The organism is Massilia sp. P1_C10 (assembly GCF_056406475.1).
The window spans coordinates 355,903-373,536 of the sequence record NZ_JBFUAC010000003.1; the positions used below are offsets into that span (position 1 = coordinate 355,903).

The following is a 17,634-nucleotide window of genomic DNA, read 5'->3' on the forward strand; positions in this document are numbered from 1 at the left end:
TTACCCGACGTTGCCGCGCGCACCGGCCAGCCGCGAAATCTGCCATTCATTCCCCGAAAACCGCAACTCGTCGCTTTCCGTCCCAGCGCCGCGCCGGGATACGTATAGTTGTCTCACTGGCCCGCTGCGCTACGGCAGCAGGCCACCACCCAGGGGGAACCATGATGAATACCGACTGCCAGCCATCCACTCAAACCGCGCGCCCGGTGCGCCAGGTCAAGCGCAAAACCCGCATCACCATCTACCTCGACGACGAGGTGCTGTCGCAGTTCCGCTCGCTGTCCGAGCAGAGCGGCAAGGGCTACCAGACCCTGATCAACGCGGCGCTGCGCACCCGCCTGGCCAATCCCGCGGCAGCCGCCTGACGCCTTTGAGGGTCAGGTCCGCCGGACCTGACCCTGGTGTTGTCGCCGCTCGTCGATTGGTCGAAATCGCGTCGCAGCGAAGGCGCAAAATCGTCGCGATCCAGTCACAGCCGGGCTTACTTTCGCGTGGTCGTTCGAGAAATTGTTGCACAGAGCAATATTTATGCTAATCTTCCCGCTCTTTCAACTTGGAGGTTAGTTATGAAAAAAGGCGAACTGATTGCAGAATTTGCGAAGCGCACCGAGATGTCCGGCGCCGCAGCCAACAGCGCGATCAACACGGTCATCGATATCATCACCGAGCGTCTGAAAAAGGGCGACACGGTTGGTATCACCGGCTTCGGCACCTTCTCGGTCGCCAAGCGCGCCGCACGCAAGGGCCGCAATCCATCGACCGGCGAAGCGATCAAGATCGCCGCTTCGAAGTCGCCAAAATTCTCGGCTGGCGCGACCCTGAAGGCCGCGGTCAACCCAAAGAAGAAGTAAGCGTCACCCCGGCGGACGCGGCTGGCCTGGCGCCAGACCGCGCCCGCCTTGCCGCGCCACGCGGCGTCCCTTTCCTCCCTGAAGTTCCCCATTCCCTGTCCCCCGCATGACTTTTGCCACCTGGATTACGTTCGTCTTCGCCGGTACGCTGATCGCGATTTCTCCCGGCTCCGGCGCCGTGATGGCGATGTCGCACGGCCTCGCTTACGGCCTGCGCAAGGCCAGCGCCACCGTGCTCGGCCTGCAAATCGGGCTGCTGCTGGTGTTCGCGATCGCCGGCGCCGGCGTCGGCTCGCTGCTGCTGGCCTCCGAGCTGGCCTTCGGCGTGGTCAAGACGGTCGGCGCGCTGTACCTGATCTACTGCGGCGTGAGCCAGTGGCGCGCCGCGCCGCAGCCGCTGTCCGGCCCCGCCGCGAGCGGCCATCCGCCGTTCGGCCGGCGCGTGCTGACCGGCTTCCTGACCAACGCGACCAACCCGAAGGGCATCATCTTCATGGTCGCCGTGCTGCCCCAGTTTATTTCGCAGAACGCGCCGCTGCTGCCGCAGCTGGCGATCCTCGGCGCCACCATGGTCACCATCGATACGCTGGTCATGCACGGCTACGCCGGCCTGGCCGCCGCCATGCAGCGCTACTTCCGCGATCCGCGCGCGGTGAAGAAGCAGAACCGCTTCTTCGGCGCCGTGCTGGTGCTGGTCGGCGCCGCGCTGTTCTTCGTGAAACGTAACGCGGGCTGATGTAATTGCAACGCTTTGTAATTCGTGTGCACAATTTGGGTGCACGCGCGTTTAATTCCAACGACGACCCTCGTCCACTTTTTTGGAGTTCCAAATGACTACTCGCTTCATCAAGGCCGCGGCGCTGGTGGCGTGCGCGATGTTCTCGACGCTGGCGCTGGCCCAGGACGGCCCGCCCGCGCGCGTCGGCCGCATCGCGCTGTCGCAGGGCCAGGTCAGCATCAGCGGCGAGGCCGGCGGCGACGTCAACGCCGCGCTGGTGAACTGGCCGGTGACGTCGCACAACCGGATCGTCACCGCGCCCGGCGCGCGCACCGAGATCCGCATCGGCTCGACCTCGCTGCGCCTTGACGGCGACACGTCGCTCGACGTCGATGAACTCGACGACGAGCGCCTGCGTGTGCGGCTCGACCACGGCAGCATGAACGTCCGCATCCGCAACGCCGAGGCGCTGCCCGGCTTCGAGCTGAGCACCCCGAATGGGCGCGTGCGCATGCAGGAACCGGGACGCATGCGCGTCGACGCCGGCAACCTGAGCGTGGTCAACGTGTTCGACGGCGTCGCGCTGGTCGAGGACCGCGGCTCGCAGCTGATCGTGCGCGCCGGCAAGCGCGCCGAAATCGGCGACGACTCGGTGCGCACCGGCGTCGCGCGCCGCGACGGCTTCGACGACTGGGCCTTCCAGCGCGACCAGTACGACGACCGTTCCACCTCGGCGCGCTACGTGACGAGCGAAATGACCGGCTACGAAGACCTCGACCGCAACGGCGTCTGGCGCGACGATCCAGAGTACGGCCCGCTGTGGACGCCGACCGTCGTGAGCGCCGACTGGGCGCCGTACCGCGACGGCAGCTGGACCTGGATTTCCCCGTGGGGCTGGACCTGGGTCGACAACGCGCCGTGGGGCTACGCGCCGTTCCACTACGGCCGCTGGGTGCAGGTCGGCCAGCGCTGGGCATGGGCGCCGGGCCGCGACATCGGCCGTCCGGTGTGGTCGCCGGCGCTGGTGGGCTGGGTCGGCGGCTCGGGCTGGAACTTCGGCATCGGCCGCAGCGCGCTGCCGTCGCCCAGCTGGTATCCGCTGTCCCCGCGCGAGTCGTACTCGCCTTACTACCGCCTGTCGCAGCAGCACCTGCAGCAGCTGAACCGCCATTCGCGTCCGGACGAGCGCCGTCATGACTGGCGCGACCATCGCAGCGGCGTGACGGAAGTGCCGCACCAGGGGGCCGGTCCGCGCGGCACGATCACCGTGCGCAGCGTGCCGGGCCAGGCGGTACCGCAGATCACGCTGCGCGACCGCCAGCCGCCAGCGCCGCGCCAGGAAGAGCATCGCGGACGCGATCGGATGGACCGCGACGAGATCGAACGCAATCGCCAGCATCGCCCGGAGATGGTCGGCATGCCGGCGCCGCAGGCGGCTCCGGCCCAGCAGCAGGGCCCGTCGCCGTCGCCGTTCTCGCGCCGCGACGGCCGGCCAGGCTTCGAAGAGCAGCGTCCGCGTCCCCAGGCGCCGGTAGCAGCGCCAGCGCCAGCACCGGCCCCGGCCCCGCAGGCGGCAGCGCAGCAGGCGGTCGACCAGGTGCTGCGCGGATCGCGCCACGAAGAACGGCGCCAGCGCGAGCCGGAGCCGATGCAGCAGCCGCGCCAGATGGCGCAGCCGCCGGTATTCCAGCAGCCAGGCGCCCCGGCGCCCGCACCGGCAGCGCCGCCGCCGGCCCGCGAGCGTGCCGCGCCGGCGCCTGCCCCTGCGCCGGTTCGCGAACGCCCTGCTCCTTCGGCCGCCGCCGAACGCAAGCGCGGCAACGAGGTCGAACGCTAGCGGCACACCGGGGTCTGACCCCGCTGGGTCAGACCCTTTCACCCGGCGCCGGCGCTTCCATGCGGCTCGCCCCACCGTTTGAGTAAGTCAGCCCGCGAATTGTGCAGTTCGTCGCATCCCGATGGCGGGTGGCGGGTCAGGACGGTACAGTGATATCACTCCCGCACACGTAGTCGTGCAGGAGGGTGATCTCTCCGTTTTGTCCCGCTACTTCCTTACAATGGAAATAGTTTTGGCCGGCCCCAGCGCCGGCCTCTTTTTTGTCCGCACTGTTCAAAACGCCAACTTTGACTACAATGAGAGCAGGCAAGCCCCGTCGGGCTGAGCCGTTTTGCGTTCACTACAGACTGGATTTGCCATGCAACCGACCCCACCCGTTGATTCCCTGATCGAATACCCGAGCGACTTTCCGATCAAGGTGATGGGTCCCACGCACGAGGATTTCGCCGCGACCATCGTCGACGTCGTGCTCGAGCACGATCCGACCTTCCACATCGGCCGCATGGAAGTGCGTCCTTCGGCCAAGGGCAATTACACCGGCCTGACGGTGATGGTGCGCGCCACCAGCCGCGCCCAGCTCGACGACCTGTACCGCGCGTTGTCGGGACACCACATGGTCAAGATCGTCATGTGAGGCAAAACGGGGCCAGCCAGGCTCCGCCGAGCATCCGAATCGCTGCTGACTTATAATGGCGGGGCTCCATAACCCTGTCAGCGACCGCCTTCCATGTCCCCCAAGCGCCCCGAGCCGGCCATCATCCGCGATCTCGGCCGCGCCGAGTACGAGTCCGTATTTGCCGCGATGCGCGCGTTTACCGACGCGCGCGACACCGATACGCGCGACGAACTGTGGATCGTCGAGCACCCGCCGGTGTACACGCTGGGCCTGGGCGCCGACCGCGGCCACGTGCTGGCGCCGCACGAAATCCCGGTGGTGCAGACCGACCGCGGCGGCGAAGTGACCTACCATGGGCCCGGACAGGTGGTGATCTACCTGCTGATCGACCTGCGCCGCAACAAGCCGGGCGGCAAACTGTATGCGCGCCAGTTCGTCACCAAAATCGAGCAGGCGATCATCGAAGTGCTGGGCGCGTATAATCTTGGCGGTGAGCGCATCGCCGGCGCGCCGGGCATCTACATCGCCGGCGGCGCCAGACAGGGCGCCAAAATCGCCGCGCTGGGACTGAAGGTGCGCGGCAACGGCTGCACTTACCACGGCGTGTCGCTGAACGTGGCGATGGACCTGGCGCCGTTTTCCTGGATCAACCCGTGCGGCTACGCCGGCCTCGAAACGGTCGACATGCGCACCATGGGCGTCGACGCGCCGCTGGCCGATGTCCAGCAGGCGCTGGCGCTCGAACTGGTGCGCCAGCTGGCCACGATGGACCTCGCCGCAACAACCGAACAACCAAACCACAGCCCGATTGGGCTCGCAGCCAAATGACTTCTGACACCGATACCAGCATCGCCCCCGCCTACAACGCCAGCGACAAGCAAAAAGGCGCCAGCAAGACCTCGCGCATTCCGATCAAGATCGTGCCGATCGCCGAAGTCGAGCGCCTGAAGAAGCCGGACTGGATCCGCGTCAAGGCGGCATCGGCGTCGACCCGCTTCTACGAGATCAAGGACATCCTGCGAGCCAACAACCTGGTGACGGTGTGCGAAGAGGCGAGCTGTCCGAACATCGGCGAATGCTTCGGCAAGGGCACCGCGACCTTCATGATCATGGGCGACAAGTGCACGCGCCGCTGCCCGTTCTGCGACGTCGGCCACGGCCGCCCGGACCCGCTGGACGTCAACGAGCCGCGCAACCTGTCGAAGACCATCGCCGACCTGCGCCTGTCCTACGTCGTGATCACCTCGGTGGACCGCGACGACCTGCGTGACGGCGGCGCCGGCCACTTCGTCGAGTGCATCCAGCAGACCCGCGCACTGTCGCCGAAGACGCGCATCGAAGTGCTGGTGCCGGACTTCCGCGGCCGCCTCGAAAAGGCGCTGGCGATCTTCAAGGAGGGCCTGCCGGACGTCATGAACCACAACCTGGAAACGGTGCCGCGCCTGTACAAGGAAGCGCGTCCTGGCGCCGACTACAAGCACTCGCTCGAGTTGCTGCGCGACTTCAAGGCGCTGTACCCAAGCGCGGTGACCAAGTCCGGCATCATGGTCGGCCTGGGGGAGACCGACGAAGAGATCCTGCAAACGATGCGCGACATGCGCGAGCACAACGTCGAGATGCTGACCATCGGCCAGTACCTGGCGCCGTCGAATTCGCACCTGCCGGTGCGCCGCTACGTTCACCCGGACGTCTTCAAGATGTTCGAAGAAGAAGCGTACAAGATGGGCTTCGTGCACGCGGCGGTTGGCGCGATGGTGCGCAGCTCGTACCACGCCGACGAGCAGGCGCACAGCGCCGGCGTCGAGTAAGCCCGCAGTCCGGGGTCTGGTCCTGCTGGGCCTGACCCCATCTTCAATATCCCCTGCGCCCCGTAGCGGCGACTTGCAAATCCTCCAGGCTGATTCCAATAGGCGCTTTGCCGTCGGAAGCGCTGTATAGGTTAGTATATAGCGATGAAAAGCCGTCAATTCCCGGAGATCGTCGTGCGTCCGTTTGCCCGCCACATAGCCACCGCTGTCGCCCTGATCGCAGCGGGCGCCACCGCCAGCGCCGCCGAACTGGTCGTCTCGGCCGCCTCCAGCCTGACAAATGCATTCAACGACATCGCGCGCGGCTACGAAGCGCAGCACGCCGGTACAAAGGTCCTGCTGAACTACGGCGCGTCCGGCGCGCTGCTCCAGCAGATCGCCAAGGGCGCCCCGGCCAACGTCTTCGCCTCGGCCGACCAGGAAACCATGGACCGGGCGGTCGCGCGGAACCTGGTGATCGCCGCGGACCGCCGCAACTTCGTGCAGAACGCCTTGGTGCTGGTGGTGCCGATGGACGCCAAGGTGAGCGTCGCCCAGCTTTCCGATCTCGCCGCCGCCCCGGTCGCTCGCGTCGCCATCGGCATGCCGGCCAGCGTCCCGGTCGGGCGCTACACCAGGCACGCTCTCGAAGCGGCCAGGCTATGGCCGGCCGTCGAGCCGAAAGCCATCTACACGCAGAACGTGCGCCAAGCGCTCGATTACGTCGCGCGCGGCGAGGTCGACGCCGGCTTCGTCTACACTACCGATGCCGCCCTCATGAAAGGCAAAGTGAAAGTCGCCTTCACGGTGCCGCTCGACGTGCCGATCGCTTACCCGATCGCCCGCACCAGGGTCGGCGCCAACGCTGCCGAGGCGCAGCGCTTTGTCGACTACGTGTTGTCGCCAGCCGGGCAGGCGATCCTCGCCAAATACGGCTTTCTGAAGCCCTGACATGACGCCCGCCTGGACCGCCCTCCTGCTTTCGCTGAAAGTGGCCGGCTGCGCCACCTTGCTCAATTTGTTCTTCGGCGTGGGCACCGGTTTCGTGCTGGCGCGCCTGCGCTTCGCCGGCCGCGACCTGCTCGACAGCGTGCTGACCCTGCCGATGGTGATGCCGCCCACGGTGCTCGGCTACTATCTGCTGGTGCTGCTGGGACGGCGCGGTGCGCTCGGCGCCTGGCTGCAGGACACCTTCGGTTTCTCCTTCATCTTCACATGGCAGGGCGCCGTGATCGCGTCCGCCATCGCGTCCTTTCCGCTGGTGTTCAAGCCTGCCCGCGCCGCGTTCGAGTCGGTCGACAGCCAGCTCGAACAGGCGTCGCGCGTGCTCGGCGTGTCCGGCGTCGCGCTGTTCCTGCGCGTGACGCTGCCGCTGGCGTGGCGCGGCGTGCTGGCCGGCCTGCTGCTCGCCTTCGCGCGCGCAATGGGCGAATTCGGCGCCACGCTGATGGTCGCCGGCAGCATCCCGGGCAAAACGCAGACCCTGTCCATCGCGGTGTATGAAGCGGTGCAAGCCGGCCAGGACGACACCGCCAACGCGCTGGTGGTGCTGACTTCCCTGGTCTGCATCACCGTGCTGCTGTTGGCCGGGCGGCTGTCGCCAGCGCGCGTGGCACGGGACTGACGATCATGGAACTCGAATTCGACATTCGCAAGACGCTCCGCTCCGGCAAGCGGACCTTCGAACTGGACGTGGCGATGCGCGCCAGCGGCCAGCGCATCGTGCTGCTCGGGCCTTCGGGGGCAGGCAAGAGCCTCACGCTGAAAGCGATCGCCGGCCTGATCGAGCCCGACGCCGGTGTCATCCGCCTGAACGGCCGCACGCTGTTCGATGCACACGCCCGGATCGATGTCGCCCCGCAGGACCGCAACGTCGCCTACGTGTTCCAGGAATACGCGCTGTTCCCGCATCTGAACGTGCGCCAGAACGTCGGCTTCGGCCTGCGCCGCGGCTGGTTGAATCCCGCGCGCACCGGTCGCAGCGAGGCGGTCGATTACTGGCTGGACGCGTTGGAGCTGACACCGATGGCGCACCAGCTGCCGACCGAGCTGTCCGGCGGCCAGCGACAGCGCACGGCGATGGCGCGCGCGCTGGTGTCGCAGCCGTCCGCGCTGCTGCTCGACGAGCCATTCAGCGCCCTCGATCACACGCTGCGCGCGGCCATGCGCGTCGAACTCGACGGCCTGCAGCGCCGCCTGAACATCCCGATGATCCTGATCACGCACGATCCGGCCGACGCCGCGATGTTCGGCGATGTCGTGCTGCGCATGGACGAAGGCTCGGTCGCGAAGGAGCCGGCGTGAGCGATTCGCTCGAACTGCACGGCCAGGTCTGGCTGACCCTGCGTGAGCAGAATTTCGGCAGTCCGGCGCGCATCGCGCTGCTTGCGAAGATCGCCGAATGCGGATCCATCACCGCCGCGGCCAAGGCGGCCGGCATGAGCTACAAGGCGGCGTGGGACGCGATCGACGCGATGAACAATCTGTCGGGCGAGCCGCTGGTCGAGCGCCTGGCCGGCGGCAAAGGCGGCGGCGGCACCCGGCTCACCGCGCGCGGCCAGAAGTTGGTGGATAATTTTCACGTGATCGAACGCGAACACCGGCAGTTCATCGAGCAGCTGAACCGGCAGGCCGGCAGCATCGCAGACGATCTGTTATTGATCAGGAGGATCGGCATGAAAACCAGCGCACGCAACCAGTTCTTCGCCCGCGTAGTCCAGGTAAAGCCCGGCGCCGTCAACGACGAGATCGATCTGGAGATGGCCGGCGGCCAGAAGCTCTCCGCCATCGTCACCCACGAAAGCACCGGAACCCTGGGCCTCGCCCCTGGGGCCGAAACGTTCGCGCTGGTGAAGGCGTCGTCGGTAATGCTGGTCACCGAGCCAGGCGACGCCAAATTCTCGGCGCGCAACCAGCTTGCGGGCACCGTGTCGCGCGTGTCGCCCGGCGCGGTCAACACCGAAGTGATCCTCGACCTTTCGGGCGGCGCCTCGGTGGTGGCAATCATCACCAACGAAAGCTGCACGGAGATGGGCCTGGCGCCCGGCGTCGACGCGACCGCCATGTTCAAGGCGTCCTGCGTCATACTCTGCATGCAGGCCTAGCCGGCATCGCCACTCTCCAATCAAACAGGGCAAACATGCATCCGACTTCCGACGACGACAACGACGACACCATCCTCTCCGCTGAACTGGACAAGGTCGGCGCGCGCCTGGTCAAGATGGAGGGGCGCGTGTTCGTGCGCTTTTCTGGCGTGGTCAGGTTCGAAGATTTGCGCGTGCCATGGCAGCTGGTGCCGGCGCAGGGCGTGCTTGCCAAACCGAGCAAGTGGCGCAAGATGGATCCGGAAGCGCAGCGCGCGCTGGTGCTGGAACGCGCCAGTGCGCCGGCGGTGGCGGAGCTGACCGCAAGCGTGGCGAAGTTCGTCCAGGAGATATCGGAGCTGGCCGACGATTGCGAATTCGACGCGATGACTTTCCTCGGCACGCTGGCCGATCTGGAAACTTCGGATCCGGCAGAGTATGTGTTCGACCGCATCCGCCAGCGCATCATCCACGCCGTCGAGCGCGAGCAGGAAGAGCGCTACGCCGCCCGCACCAAGGAAAGCATCAACCTGGCCGAGTATCCGCAGTCGTTCGAAGCGGCGCGCATGCCGCGCAAGTTCATCGCTCTGCTCGGGCCGACCAACTCCGGCAAGACCCACCGCGCGATGGAAGCGCTGATGAAGGCGCCCAGCGGCATTTACCTGGCGCCGCTGCGCCTGTTGGCGCTGGAGAACTTCGAGCGCATGCAGGCCGCGCGCCCGCAGGGCAAGGAGCTCAAGGTCAGCCTGGTCACCGGCGAAGAGCGCCGGCTGGCCGAAGGCGCCACCCACGTCGCCAGCACTGTCGAAATGCTCGACACCCGCACGCGCGTCGACGTGGCGGTGATCGACGAGATCCAGATGCTGTCCGACCGCGACCGCGGCTCTGCCTGGACCGCGGCCGTGTGCGGCGCGCCGGCGTCGGTGGTCTACCTGGTCGGCGCGCCGGAAGCGCGGCGCGCGATCGAGGCGCTGGCCGAACGCCTCGAATGCCCACTCGAGGTGCATGTGCTCAAGCGCATGGCGCCGCTGGCGATGGAGCCGTCGCCGGTGCGCAAGCTGCGCGGCCTGCGCCGCGGCGACGCCGTGATCGCTTTCTCGCGCCGCGAGGTGCTGAAGTGGCGCGACATGATCACCGAGATCGGCCTGTCGGTGGCCACCGTGTACGGCAACCTGTCGCCCGAAGTGCGGCGCGCGCAGGCCGAGCGCTTCCGCGACGGTTCGGCCGACATCGTGGTCGGCACCGACGCGCTGGCGATGGGGCTGAACATGCCGATCGCGCGCATCGTGATGACCACGGCGGTGAAATACAACGGCGTCGAGGAAGAGGAAATTTCGGCGGCGCTGGCCCGGCAGATTGCCGGCCGGGCCGGCCGCTACGGCGTTCACGAAGAAGGCTGGGTGGCCGGCTACGACGACGACACCCACGAAGTCATGCGCGCGCTGCTGAAGGAAAAGCTGGCCGCGATTCCATCGAGCGGCTTCGCGGTCGCACCGTCGATCGAGCAGCTGCACCGCATCGCCGCCGTCACCCACGAGACCTCGCTGGTCAAGCTGCTCAAGCGCTTCGTGCACAACATCGACGTGCCGGACGGCTTCTTCTACCCGCGCATCACCGAGGACCAGTCCGAGCGCGCTATCTGGCTCGACACGCTGCAGTTGACGGTCGCCGAAAAATTCATGCTGTCGCTTGTGCCGATTTCGAGCAAGGTGCCATCGCTGCAGAACGCCTGGGAATATTGGGCCACGTGCCTGGCGAAGAAAAAGGTCTGCGCGCTCGAACCGGAAGGCCGTTCGCTGCGCTGGCTGAACCTTCAGGAGGTGGAGGACGCATGCCGGCGCTATTCGGCGTATGCGTGGATCGCCTACCGCGAGCCGGACATTTTCCCCAGCGTCGAACTGGCGCAGGAGCTGTCGCGCGAGGCGTCCGAACGGGTCGACTCCATCCTGCAGCAGCAGAATGCGGCGGCGCGCCAGCGCGGTGGCAGCGCCAGGCGCCGCTGATCAGGCCACGCTGAGCATGAGGATCAGCAGCAGGTAGAGGATCATGACCAGCAGCGACGACAGCACCAGGAAGGCGGTGCGCCACAGTGTGCCGCGCAGGCCGAGGCCATAGGCGCCGCGCAGCTGGACGAACATGTGGATGGGCGGAACGACAAACAGCATCGCCACCACCAGCGGCTTCATGCCGGCCATTTTCAGCAGCGACAGCACCACCACCAGCAGCGCCATGAACGACAGCGAATACAGCGAGAACACGGCGTGATCGTACATCGTCACGCCGCGCTTCCAGAAGAACATCAGCCACAGGAACGGCAGCGAAATCGGCACCAGCAGGAATGAATATTTGGATGCGGCGTTCTTCAGTTTGTAGATCGTGAGTTCCGGATTTTTTACAGCGTGCCGGATCGCTTCATCCATTTTTGGAAAGCCGGTATCGACGCTGAATTCGTCGCTTCCCGATTGCGAGACGACCGATCCGATCTTGTCGGTCCCCTTGTTCACAAGCTTGAGCGCCTCTTCTTCTTCCTCAAGGCTGGTACGCGCGGCCTCGACGCCGGCCTCCGCGGCTTCGACATCCTTGCCGCTCGCGCGTGCTGCGGCGAGGCTCGCTTCGGCCGCGGCCAGCGTGGTTTTCGTCGTTGCGATTTCTTTTTCGAGGCCGCTGGCGGGCGCCGAGATCGAACCCTTGATCTTCGCGCCCTCGAAACCGGTTTTGCTCACGCTCGAAACGACGAAGAACATGAAGAACACCATGAACAGGAACAGCGCCAGCGGCGAAACGTAGCGCGTGCGCTTGCCGTCGATGTAGTCGCGCGTCAGCTTGCCGGGCTTTGCGATCAGCAGCGGCAAGGTGCGCCAGCCCTTGGCGTCGAAGTGCAGCAGGCCATGCGCCAGCTCTTCGCCGAAGTGCAGCAGCGAGCGGTGCACGTGCGCGCGCTGGCCGCAGGTGTGGCAGAAGCTGCCGGCCAGCGGCGTCTGGCAATTGGCGCAGTTGCCGTGATGGGCATCCCGGTGGTCGGTTTCACGGTCGATTTCGCTCGCGACGATCGATGCGTTGGCCAATTCGGCGGCGGATCCGAGTTCGAGGTTCATAGGCAAATGATACACTTTTCGATGTTGCTGTAAATAAATAGTATCATTATTTTACTGGCGATGAAACGTCGGCCGCGGCCGACCTGTACTTTTGTGGCGCCATCGCGGTAAATGTCATCGACACCCTTCACGTCCCGGGGCGAATTCCCCTAAGATGACAGGTTCAGAACACGGAACGCACAAGGAATTTGCATCATGAGCGCAAGAGAAACGACGGCCGAACAGTTGAACAGCATCGGCGAGGGCCATTTTCCGGGATACCTCGGGATTGAAATCACGCGCGTGGAAAACGGCGAAGTGTCGGCGCGCATGGCCGTGCAGCCGCACCACCTGGCGCCGAACGGATTCCTGCACGCCGGCAGCGTGGTGACGCTGGCCGATACCGCGTGCGGCTACGCTTGCCGCGTCAACCTGCCCGACGGGGCCGAGAACTTCACGACGATCGAGCTCAAATCGAACCACCTCGGCACCGCGCGCGAAGGCGGCATCGAGGTGGTCGCCAAGCCCGCGCACCTGGGCCGCACCACGCAGGTGTGGGACGCCGTCGTCACCAACGCCGCCAACGGCAAAACCATCGCGATCTTCCGCTGCACGCAGATGATCCTGTACCCGAAAACGAACTGAAAACCATGCACATGAAATCCATCGCCGCCGCTGCATTGCTGGCGCTTGCCTCCATCGCCCCGGTCCACGCGTCCGACGACGCCACCTACGTCGGCCTCGGCGGCCAGCAGGGCATCAAGAACATCGTGGCGACGTTCGTTCCGCTGGTGCTGGCAGACCCGCGCATCAGGGACTCGTTTGCCGATTCGGACATGAAGCACGTCGGCATGCGGCTGGAAGAGCAGTTCTGCATGCTGGCCGGCGGTCCGTGCGAGTACAAGGGCGAACCGATGAAGGAACTTCACGGCGGCCTGAAGATCACCAACGCGCAGTTCAACGCGCTGGCGGAAGACCTGCAGCTCGCGATGGAGCGCAACGGCGTGGCGTCGCATGTGCAAAACAAGCTGGTGGCCAAGCTGGCGCCGATGCAGCGCGAGATCGTCACCAAGTAAGCGACCCGTGCAAATCCGGTGTCAGGTCCGCCGGACCTGACACCCCTGAACCATCACAGGCGCATCCACGGGCCCTTGTAGACGATTGGGCCGGTCGGTCCGTTCGGGTCCGGCGAGCCGCCCTTCGGCTCGAGCGTCACCGCAAGCAGCGCGACGTCGGCGCCGATCGCCTTGTCGGTCAGCGGGAAGCTGCCGCGATTGCCGGCCAAAACGCCGAGCGAGCGCGGACGGCCGGACTTCGGCACCGCCCACAGGTGCAGGCTCTTGTCCGCCGCGACCGGCGCATCCGACAGCAAGCGCACTTCGAGCTCGCGATGGCGCGCGTCGGCGGTGACCAGCATCGCGGTCTGCGACTTCTCGTCGGCCAGCGTGGCCACGTACGAAATGGCCGGCACGTCGGCGGTCCGGGTCAGCACGACCACCAACAGCATCGCCGCCAGGCCGGTCGAGACCATGCCCAGGCTGCGCCAGAACGCCAGGTTCTCGTTCAGCCAGAACTTCCAGGCGCTGGCGCGTTGATTCAATCCGAGCCGCCGTTCGATGGCGGACCAGACGCTGCGCGGCGGCGTGACGGCGCCGGCGAATTCGGCCATCGGCGCGAGCCGCTGCTGCCACTCGGCGACGATGTTGCGCAGGTCTGCATCCTGGTGCAGCCAGCCTTCGAAGCGCCGGCGCGCGCCTCCGCGCAAGGTGCCCAGCGCGTATTCCGCAGCCAGCTTCTGGCGCAGCACGAGGTTGTGGCGGATATTCATGCCTGCTCCTTTCGCGCCAGGCAGGTGCGCAGTTTTTCGAGGCTGCGGCGGATCCAGGTCTTGACCGTCCCGATCGGCAGCGTCATGCGTTCCGCCACCTCGCTGTGCGACAGGTCGTGGTAATAGGCCAGCGCCACCACCTGGCGATGCGCGCCTTCGAGCGCAGACATGCACCACGCGAGCGCTTTGGCGTCACCACTCATTTGCAGCGCCTCGATGGGCGTGGCTTGCGGGTCCTGTAGGGCATTCATCACTTCGCGATCGAATTGTTCGGCGTCGATTTCGACCGCGGCGTCGGTGCGCCGCAAATGGTCGAAAGCCTTGTTCCGGACAATCGTCGCCATCCAGGTCATCGGCGCCGCGAGATGGCTCTGGTAGTTGGCGGCATTGTTCCAGATCGCGACGAAGCTCTCCTGCAGCACTTCTTCGGCGAGTTCGCGCTTGTGCAATATACGCAGCGCAAAGCCGAACAGTTTCGACGAACTGGCGTCGTACAGCGCGCGAAAGGCCGCGGCGTCGTGCTGGGCGGCCGCCGTCAGCCAGGCTTTCAGTTGCTGCGGGTCGGGTTGTCGGGCGTCGATGGACACTGCGGGCCTTGGTTGAGGTGGTGGCGAGTTGGCGTGTTCATAATACCCAAATACAACACAGGATAGCCAAAATTAACAAAAAGCAGCGCATCGGAGACACAGCCCTTGTCTTGGACATCTTGGCGGTCGGCAATTTGTATAAAATCACCGATTACCCTCAGGAGATGTCATGCAATTCAGAATTAGTCACGCAAGCGGGCGCCTCGCGCTGCTGCTGGCAGCGATCATGGGCAGCGGCGCCGCGCTCGCGCAAGTGCCCGACATGGGCAAGCTGACCGCCACCGGCGGCGTCAGCACGGTCGAAGGCGCGGGCGGCGGCGGCCTGGCGCCGTGGGCGCTGATCACCGGCTACGGCACGCGCGACAGCTGGGGCGCCAACGCCCACGTCACCCGCGTGGCGACCCAGGACTACTCGCTCGACACCTACGGCGTCGCGGTGGGCGTGGCCGACCGCGTCGAAGTGTCGCTGGCGACCCAGGACTTTCGCGGCAGCCTTGCGCCGCTGAACGACCTGCGCATCAAGCAGGACATCGTCGGCCTGAAGGTCAAGCTGCTCGGCGACGCCGTGTACGACCAGGACCGCATGCTGCCGCAGGTCGCGGTGGGCGTGATGGCGAAGCGGAACAAGGGCATCGGCGGCCTCGGCGCGCTGGGAGTGACCAAGGTAACGCAGCTGGGCGCCAAGGACGAAAACGGGATCGACTACTACGTCGCGGCGACCAAGATCCTGCTGGACCAGAGCCTGCTGCTCAATGGGACGGTGCGCGCCACGAAGGCCAATCAAATGGGCCTGCTCGGCTTCGGCGGCGACAAGGGCGACAGCTACCAGGCCAGGCTGGAAGTGTCGGCGGCCTACCTGATCACCCGCAAGCTGGTGGCGGGCGTGGAGTACCGCATGAAGCCGCGCAACCTCGGTGTGGACAACGAGAAGGACTACTACGACGCGTTCATCGCGTGGTTCCCGACCAAGAACGTGTCGGTGACGGCGGCTTATGCGGTGCTGGGGGATATCACGGTGTTCAACCCGACCAGGCAGCGCGGCGCTTACCTGTCGGTGCAGGCAGGCTTTTAACGCTTGTCGTGCCTAAGAGGCCGACAAGGCCTTCTGCAGCAGCGCGTGCAGTTCGCCGAACTCCGGCTCGCCGACGTAGCGCTTGAGGATCTTGCCGTCCTTGCCGATCACGAAAGTGGTCGGCGTCAGCGACACGTCGCCGAAGGACCTGGCCACGTCGCCGCCCGAATCGAGGGCCACCGTGAACGGCAGCTTGCGCGTCTCGGTGTAGTTGATGACGTAGTTGGGCGGATCGTACTTCATCGCCACGGCGACGAATTCCAGCCCCTGGCCCTTGAACTTGTTGTACGTCTCGACCATCTGCGGCATCTCCTTGACGCAGGTGGCGCAGGACGTCGCCCAGAAATTGACCATCACGACCTTGCCGCGCAGGCTTTGCGTGCTGACCCTCTCGCCGGCGAGGCTGATGAAGGTGACGTCGGGAGCGGGCGTGCCGCGGCCGAGCATCGCATAGGTAGCGACGCCGGCCAGCAGCAGCGCGCACACGGCGGCCGGCTTGATCCAGGAGCGGGACGAAGGCGCGGTCATGATCGGCCGATTACAGGCCCGGCTTCGGCGGGTCGATCGCGCGCAGCTCGTCTTCGGTGATGTAATCGAAGATCTTGACGACGCGCTGGACGCCCGAGACACCGCGCGCCACGTCGGCTGCGACCTGGCCCTCGCGCTGCGTCACGCGGCCCATCATGTAGACGGTGCCGTTTTCGGTGACGACCTTGAACGAGGTGGCCGAAATGGTCTTCATGTCGACCAGGCTGGCCTTGACCTTGGTGGTAATCAGCGCATCCGACGAGCGCGAGGTGTAGCTCGACGGGCCGGCAATCTGGATTTCGTTGGCGACCGACTGCACGCCTTCGATGGAGCGCACTTCGCGCTCGACCGCGGCCTTGGCCGCTTCGTCGCGCACTTCACCGGTCAGCAGCACCTTGCGGTTGAAACTGGCGATGTTCACGTGCGCATCCGGGCCGGCGATCTTCGGCACGCGCAGTTCGGCCTTGACGGTGATCGTTTTGTCTTCGGTCTGCGCGCCCAGGGTGCGGCGGTCCGCGCCGGCGACTGCGCCCATCACGGCGCCACCGACCATCATTTCGACGCAACCGGAAAGACTGGTCAGCATGGCTGCGCACAGGATCGCTTTCGCGAGCGGACGCATAAGGGGCTGGCCGGTTTTAATCATTCACATCTCCTCCAAACAGGGCGACGTCGATGCCGTCGCAGATACAGTGGATCGTCACCAGGTGAACTTCCTGGATGCGGGCGGTACGGGTGTGCGGTACGCAGATGTGGACGTCGGCGTCGGTGAGCATCTTGCCGAGCTCTCCGCCGTCCTTGCCGGTCAGCGCGACGACGCGCATCTCGCGCTCGAGCGCCGCTTCCACGGCCGCCAGCACGTTGGCGGAGTTACCGGAGGTCGACAGCGCCAGCAGCACGTCGCCGGCCTGGCCGAAAGCCTGCACCTGTTTCGAGAAGATCTCGCGGTAGCTGTAGTCGTTGCCGACCGCGGTCATGATCGACGTGTCCGTGGTCAGCGCCAGCGCCGGCAGCGGGAAACGCTCGCGCTCGAAACGGCCGACCAGCTCCGCGGCGAAATGCTGGCAGTCGGCGGCCGATCCGCCATTGCCGCAGGCGAGGATCTTGTTGCCGTTCGAGAGCGCGCCGAACATCAGGTCGATGGCTTCGGAGATGGGTTGGGACAGGACGGTGGCCGACTTGAGCTTCAGGTCGGCGCTTTCCTGGAAGTGAGCGAGGATGCGTTGAGTATTCATAGTGTGGCGATTATAGTGCAGCCGCCGCCGGGACCGGGCAAGCGGTGTTAAAAATGCTTACACTTCGATCACGTTGCGCAGCCATTCGAGCCGGCCGGCGTCGATCGCGACCACGTCGAACCGGCATTCCGGCAGGGCGTCGAAGCGCAGCAGGTAGACCTGGGCGGCGCGCACCAGGCGCCGTATCTTGGCCGGCCCGATGCTGGCGGCTGCCCCGCCGTGCGCCATGTCCTGGCGCTTGCGCACTTCGACGAACACCAGGGCGGGCCCGTCGCGCATGACCAGGTCGATCTCGCCGCCCCTGCAGCTGAAATTGGCCTCGACCAGCACCAGTCCATGCCCCTGCAGGTGGGCCAGCGCGGCATGCTCGCCGGCCTGGCCCTGCTGCTGCTTCTCGCTGAGGCGCTTGCCCCACATG

General features: G+C 66.0%; 22 protein-coding genes. 15 read left to right on the top strand and 7 right to left on the bottom strand.

Features of this window, described 5'->3' with window-relative positions; all coding sequences use genetic code 11:
* Window positions 1-161 precede the first annotated feature (161 nt).
* The 12 genes from AC1D02_RS09255 (at window position 162) to AC1D02_RS09310 (ending at window position 10,895) form a co-directional block, all read left to right on the top strand.
* Window positions 162-365, top strand: a complete 204-nt coding sequence (locus AC1D02_RS09255; RefSeq protein ID WP_477315976.1) for a BrnA antitoxin family protein — start codon at window positions 162-164, stop codon at window positions 363-365.
* Window positions 366-566: 201 nt separating this feature from the next.
* Window positions 567-851: an HU family DNA-binding protein gene (locus AC1D02_RS09260; RefSeq protein WP_305507289.1), complete on the top strand. Its 285-nt coding sequence runs from the start codon at window positions 567-569 to the stop codon at window positions 849-851.
* Window positions 852-957: 106 nt separating this feature from the next.
* The gene (locus AC1D02_RS09265) at window positions 958-1,587 is read left to right on the top strand and encodes a LysE family transporter (RefSeq protein ID WP_477315979.1); all 630 of its coding nucleotides are present in this window, start codon (window positions 958-960) and stop codon (window positions 1,585-1,587) included.
* Between the two features lie 94 nt (window positions 1,588-1,681).
* Window positions 1,682-3,406, top strand: coding sequence for a DUF6600 domain-containing protein (locus AC1D02_RS09270; protein WP_477315981.1), 1,725 nt, complete (start codon window positions 1,682-1,684; stop codon window positions 3,404-3,406).
* 358 nt (window positions 3,407-3,764) lie between these two features.
* Window positions 3,765-4,040, top strand: coding sequence for a DUF493 family protein (locus AC1D02_RS09275; protein ID WP_305507292.1), 276 nt, complete (start codon window positions 3,765-3,767; stop codon window positions 4,038-4,040).
* Window positions 4,041-4,133: 93 nt separating this feature from the next.
* Window positions 4,134-4,850: a lipoyl(octanoyl) transferase LipB gene (gene lipB, locus AC1D02_RS09280; RefSeq protein WP_477315983.1), complete on the top strand. Its 717-nt coding sequence runs from the start codon at window positions 4,134-4,136 to the stop codon at window positions 4,848-4,850.
* Window positions 4,847-5,830: a lipoyl synthase gene (gene lipA / locus AC1D02_RS09285; protein WP_477315985.1), complete on the top strand. Its 984-nt coding sequence runs from the start codon at window positions 4,847-4,849 to the stop codon at window positions 5,828-5,830. The genes lipB and lipA overlap by 4 nt, the downstream gene beginning before the upstream one ends.
* Window positions 5,831-5,974: 144 nt before the next feature.
* Window positions 5,975-6,760, top strand: coding sequence for a molybdate ABC transporter substrate-binding protein (gene modA / locus AC1D02_RS09290; RefSeq protein ID WP_477315987.1), 786 nt, complete (start codon window positions 5,975-5,977; stop codon window positions 6,758-6,760).
* Between the two features lies 1 nt (window position 6,761).
* Window positions 6,762-7,433, top strand: a complete 672-nt coding sequence (gene modB, locus AC1D02_RS09295; RefSeq protein WP_477315989.1) for a molybdate ABC transporter permease subunit — start codon at window positions 6,762-6,764, stop codon at window positions 7,431-7,433.
* Window positions 7,434-7,438: 5 nt separating this feature from the next.
* A complete protein-coding gene (locus AC1D02_RS09300) occupies window positions 7,439-8,113 on the top strand; it encodes an ABC transporter ATP-binding protein (RefSeq protein ID WP_477315991.1) in 675 nt (224 codons plus the stop codon).
* On the top strand, window positions 8,110-8,913 hold the full coding sequence (locus AC1D02_RS09305) for a TOBE domain-containing protein (RefSeq protein WP_477315993.1): 804 nt from the start codon (window positions 8,110-8,112) through the stop codon (window positions 8,911-8,913). The genes AC1D02_RS09300 and AC1D02_RS09305 overlap by 4 nt, the downstream gene beginning before the upstream one ends.
* Window positions 8,914-8,948: 35 nt before the next feature.
* The gene (locus AC1D02_RS09310) at window positions 8,949-10,895 is read left to right on the top strand and encodes a helicase-related protein (RefSeq protein WP_477315995.1); all 1,947 of its coding nucleotides are present in this window, start codon (window positions 8,949-8,951) and stop codon (window positions 10,893-10,895) included.
* Here the strand turns inward: AC1D02_RS09310 and AC1D02_RS09315 are convergent, their stop codons facing one another.
* Complete coding sequence (locus tag AC1D02_RS09315; protein ID WP_477315997.1) at window positions 10,896-11,987, bottom strand: DUF3667 domain-containing protein; 1,092 nt, start codon at window positions 11,985-11,987, stop codon at window positions 10,896-10,898.
* A gap of 195 nt (window positions 11,988-12,182) precedes the next feature.
* Between AC1D02_RS09315 and AC1D02_RS09320 the strand changes: the two genes are divergently transcribed.
* Window positions 12,183-12,611 (top strand): PaaI family thioesterase, encoded by a 429-nt coding sequence (locus AC1D02_RS09320; protein ID WP_477315999.1) that lies wholly within the window; start codon window positions 12,183-12,185, stop codon window positions 12,609-12,611.
* 5 nt (window positions 12,612-12,616) lie between these two features.
* Entirely contained in the window at window positions 12,617-13,042 is a 426-nt protein-coding gene (locus tag AC1D02_RS09325) for a group I truncated hemoglobin (RefSeq protein ID WP_477316001.1), read from the top strand.
* Window positions 13,043-13,095: 53 nt separating this feature from the next.
* Here the strand turns inward: AC1D02_RS09325 and AC1D02_RS09330 are convergent, their stop codons facing one another.
* Both AC1D02_RS09330 and AC1D02_RS09335 read right to left on the bottom strand, forming a co-directional pair.
* Window positions 13,096-13,794, bottom strand: a complete 699-nt coding sequence (locus tag AC1D02_RS09330; RefSeq protein ID WP_477316003.1) for an anti-sigma factor — start codon at window positions 13,792-13,794, stop codon at window positions 13,096-13,098.
* On the bottom strand, window positions 13,791-14,381 hold the full coding sequence (locus AC1D02_RS09335; protein ID WP_477316005.1) for a sigma-70 family RNA polymerase sigma factor: 591 nt from the start codon (window positions 14,379-14,381) through the stop codon (window positions 13,791-13,793). Before AC1D02_RS09335 ends, AC1D02_RS09330 begins: the two co-directional genes overlap by 4 nt.
* 226 nt (window positions 14,382-14,607) lie before the next feature.
* Here AC1D02_RS09335 and AC1D02_RS09340 point away from each other — a divergent pair, with 226 nt between their 5' ends.
* Window positions 14,608-15,453, top strand: coding sequence for a DUF3034 family protein (locus AC1D02_RS09340; RefSeq protein ID WP_477316265.1), 846 nt, complete (start codon window positions 14,608-14,610; stop codon window positions 15,451-15,453).
* A 12-nt stretch (window positions 15,454-15,465) separates the two neighbouring features.
* Here the strand turns inward: AC1D02_RS09340 and AC1D02_RS09345 are convergent, their stop codons facing one another.
* The 4 genes from AC1D02_RS09345 to AC1D02_RS09360 are packed head-to-tail and all read right to left on the bottom strand — an operon-like array spanning window position 15,466 to window position 17,633.
* Entirely contained in the window at window positions 15,466-15,981 is a 516-nt protein-coding gene (locus tag AC1D02_RS09345; protein WP_477316007.1) for a TlpA family protein disulfide reductase, read from the bottom strand.
* Between the two features lie 10 nt (window positions 15,982-15,991).
* Window positions 15,992-16,627: a BON domain-containing protein gene (locus AC1D02_RS09350; protein ID WP_477316009.1), complete on the bottom strand. Its 636-nt coding sequence runs from the start codon at window positions 16,625-16,627 to the stop codon at window positions 15,992-15,994.
* Window positions 16,620-17,216 carry a phosphoheptose isomerase gene (locus AC1D02_RS09355; protein ID WP_477316011.1) on the bottom strand — a complete coding sequence of 199 codons (597 nt, stop codon included), beginning with the start codon at window positions 17,214-17,216 and terminating at the stop codon, window positions 16,620-16,622. Before AC1D02_RS09355 ends, AC1D02_RS09350 begins: the two co-directional genes overlap by 8 nt.
* 57 nt (window positions 17,217-17,273) lie before the next feature.
* Complete coding sequence (locus AC1D02_RS09360; protein WP_477316013.1) at window positions 17,274-17,633, bottom strand: YraN family protein; 360 nt, start codon at window positions 17,631-17,633, stop codon at window positions 17,274-17,276.
* Window position 17,634: the final 1 nt, after the last annotated feature.

Bases quoted from the DNA above. Each gene is read 5' to 3' on its own strand.
- AC1D02_RS09255 (WP_477315976.1), top strand. From the start codon at position 162: ATGATGAATACCGACTGCCAGCCATCCACTCAAACCGCGCGCCCGGTG.
- AC1D02_RS09260 (WP_305507289.1), top strand. From the start codon at position 567: ATGAAAAAAGGCGAACTGATTGCAGAATTTGCGAAGCGCACCGAGATG.
- AC1D02_RS09265 (WP_477315979.1), top strand. From the start codon at position 958: ATGACTTTTGCCACCTGGATTACGTTCGTCTTCGCCGGTACGCTGATC.
- AC1D02_RS09270 (WP_477315981.1), top strand. From the start codon at position 1,682: ATGACTACTCGCTTCATCAAGGCCGCGGCGCTGGTGGCGTGCGCGATG.
- AC1D02_RS09275 (WP_305507292.1), top strand. From the start codon at position 3,765: ATGCAACCGACCCCACCCGTTGATTCCCTGATCGAATACCCGAGCGAC.
- lipB (WP_477315983.1), top strand. From the start codon at position 4,134: ATGTCCCCCAAGCGCCCCGAGCCGGCCATCATCCGCGATCTCGGCCGC.
- lipA (WP_477315985.1), top strand. From the start codon at position 4,847: ATGACTTCTGACACCGATACCAGCATCGCCCCCGCCTACAACGCCAGC.
- modA (WP_477315987.1), top strand. From the start codon at position 5,975: ATGAAAAGCCGTCAATTCCCGGAGATCGTCGTGCGTCCGTTTGCCCGC.
- modB (WP_477315989.1), top strand. From the start codon at position 6,762: ATGACGCCCGCCTGGACCGCCCTCCTGCTTTCGCTGAAAGTGGCCGGC.
- AC1D02_RS09300 (WP_477315991.1), top strand. From the start codon at position 7,439: ATGGAACTCGAATTCGACATTCGCAAGACGCTCCGCTCCGGCAAGCGG.
- AC1D02_RS09310 (WP_477315995.1), top strand. From the start codon at position 8,949: ATGCATCCGACTTCCGACGACGACAACGACGACACCATCCTCTCCGCT.
- AC1D02_RS09315 (WP_477315997.1), bottom strand. From the start codon at position 11,987: ATGAACCTCGAACTCGGATCCGCCGCCGAATTGGCCAACGCATCGATC.
- AC1D02_RS09320 (WP_477315999.1), top strand. From the start codon at position 12,183: ATGAGCGCAAGAGAAACGACGGCCGAACAGTTGAACAGCATCGGCGAG.
- AC1D02_RS09325 (WP_477316001.1), top strand. From the start codon at position 12,617: ATGCACATGAAATCCATCGCCGCCGCTGCATTGCTGGCGCTTGCCTCC.
- AC1D02_RS09330 (WP_477316003.1), bottom strand. From the start codon at position 13,794: ATGAATATCCGCCACAACCTCGTGCTGCGCCAGAAGCTGGCTGCGGAA.
- AC1D02_RS09340 (WP_477316265.1), top strand. From the start codon at position 14,608: ATGGGCAGCGGCGCCGCGCTCGCGCAAGTGCCCGACATGGGCAAGCTG.
- AC1D02_RS09345 (WP_477316007.1), bottom strand. From the start codon at position 15,981: ATGACCGCGCCTTCGTCCCGCTCCTGGATCAAGCCGGCCGCCGTGTGC.
- AC1D02_RS09350 (WP_477316009.1), bottom strand. From the start codon at position 16,627: ATGATTAAAACCGGCCAGCCCCTTATGCGTCCGCTCGCGAAAGCGATC.
- AC1D02_RS09355 (WP_477316011.1), bottom strand. From the start codon at position 17,216: ATGAATACTCAACGCATCCTCGCTCACTTCCAGGAAAGCGCCGACCTG.
- AC1D02_RS09360 (WP_477316013.1), bottom strand. From the start codon at position 17,633: ATGTGGGGCAAGCGCCTCAGCGAGAAGCAGCAGCAGGGCCAGGCCGGC.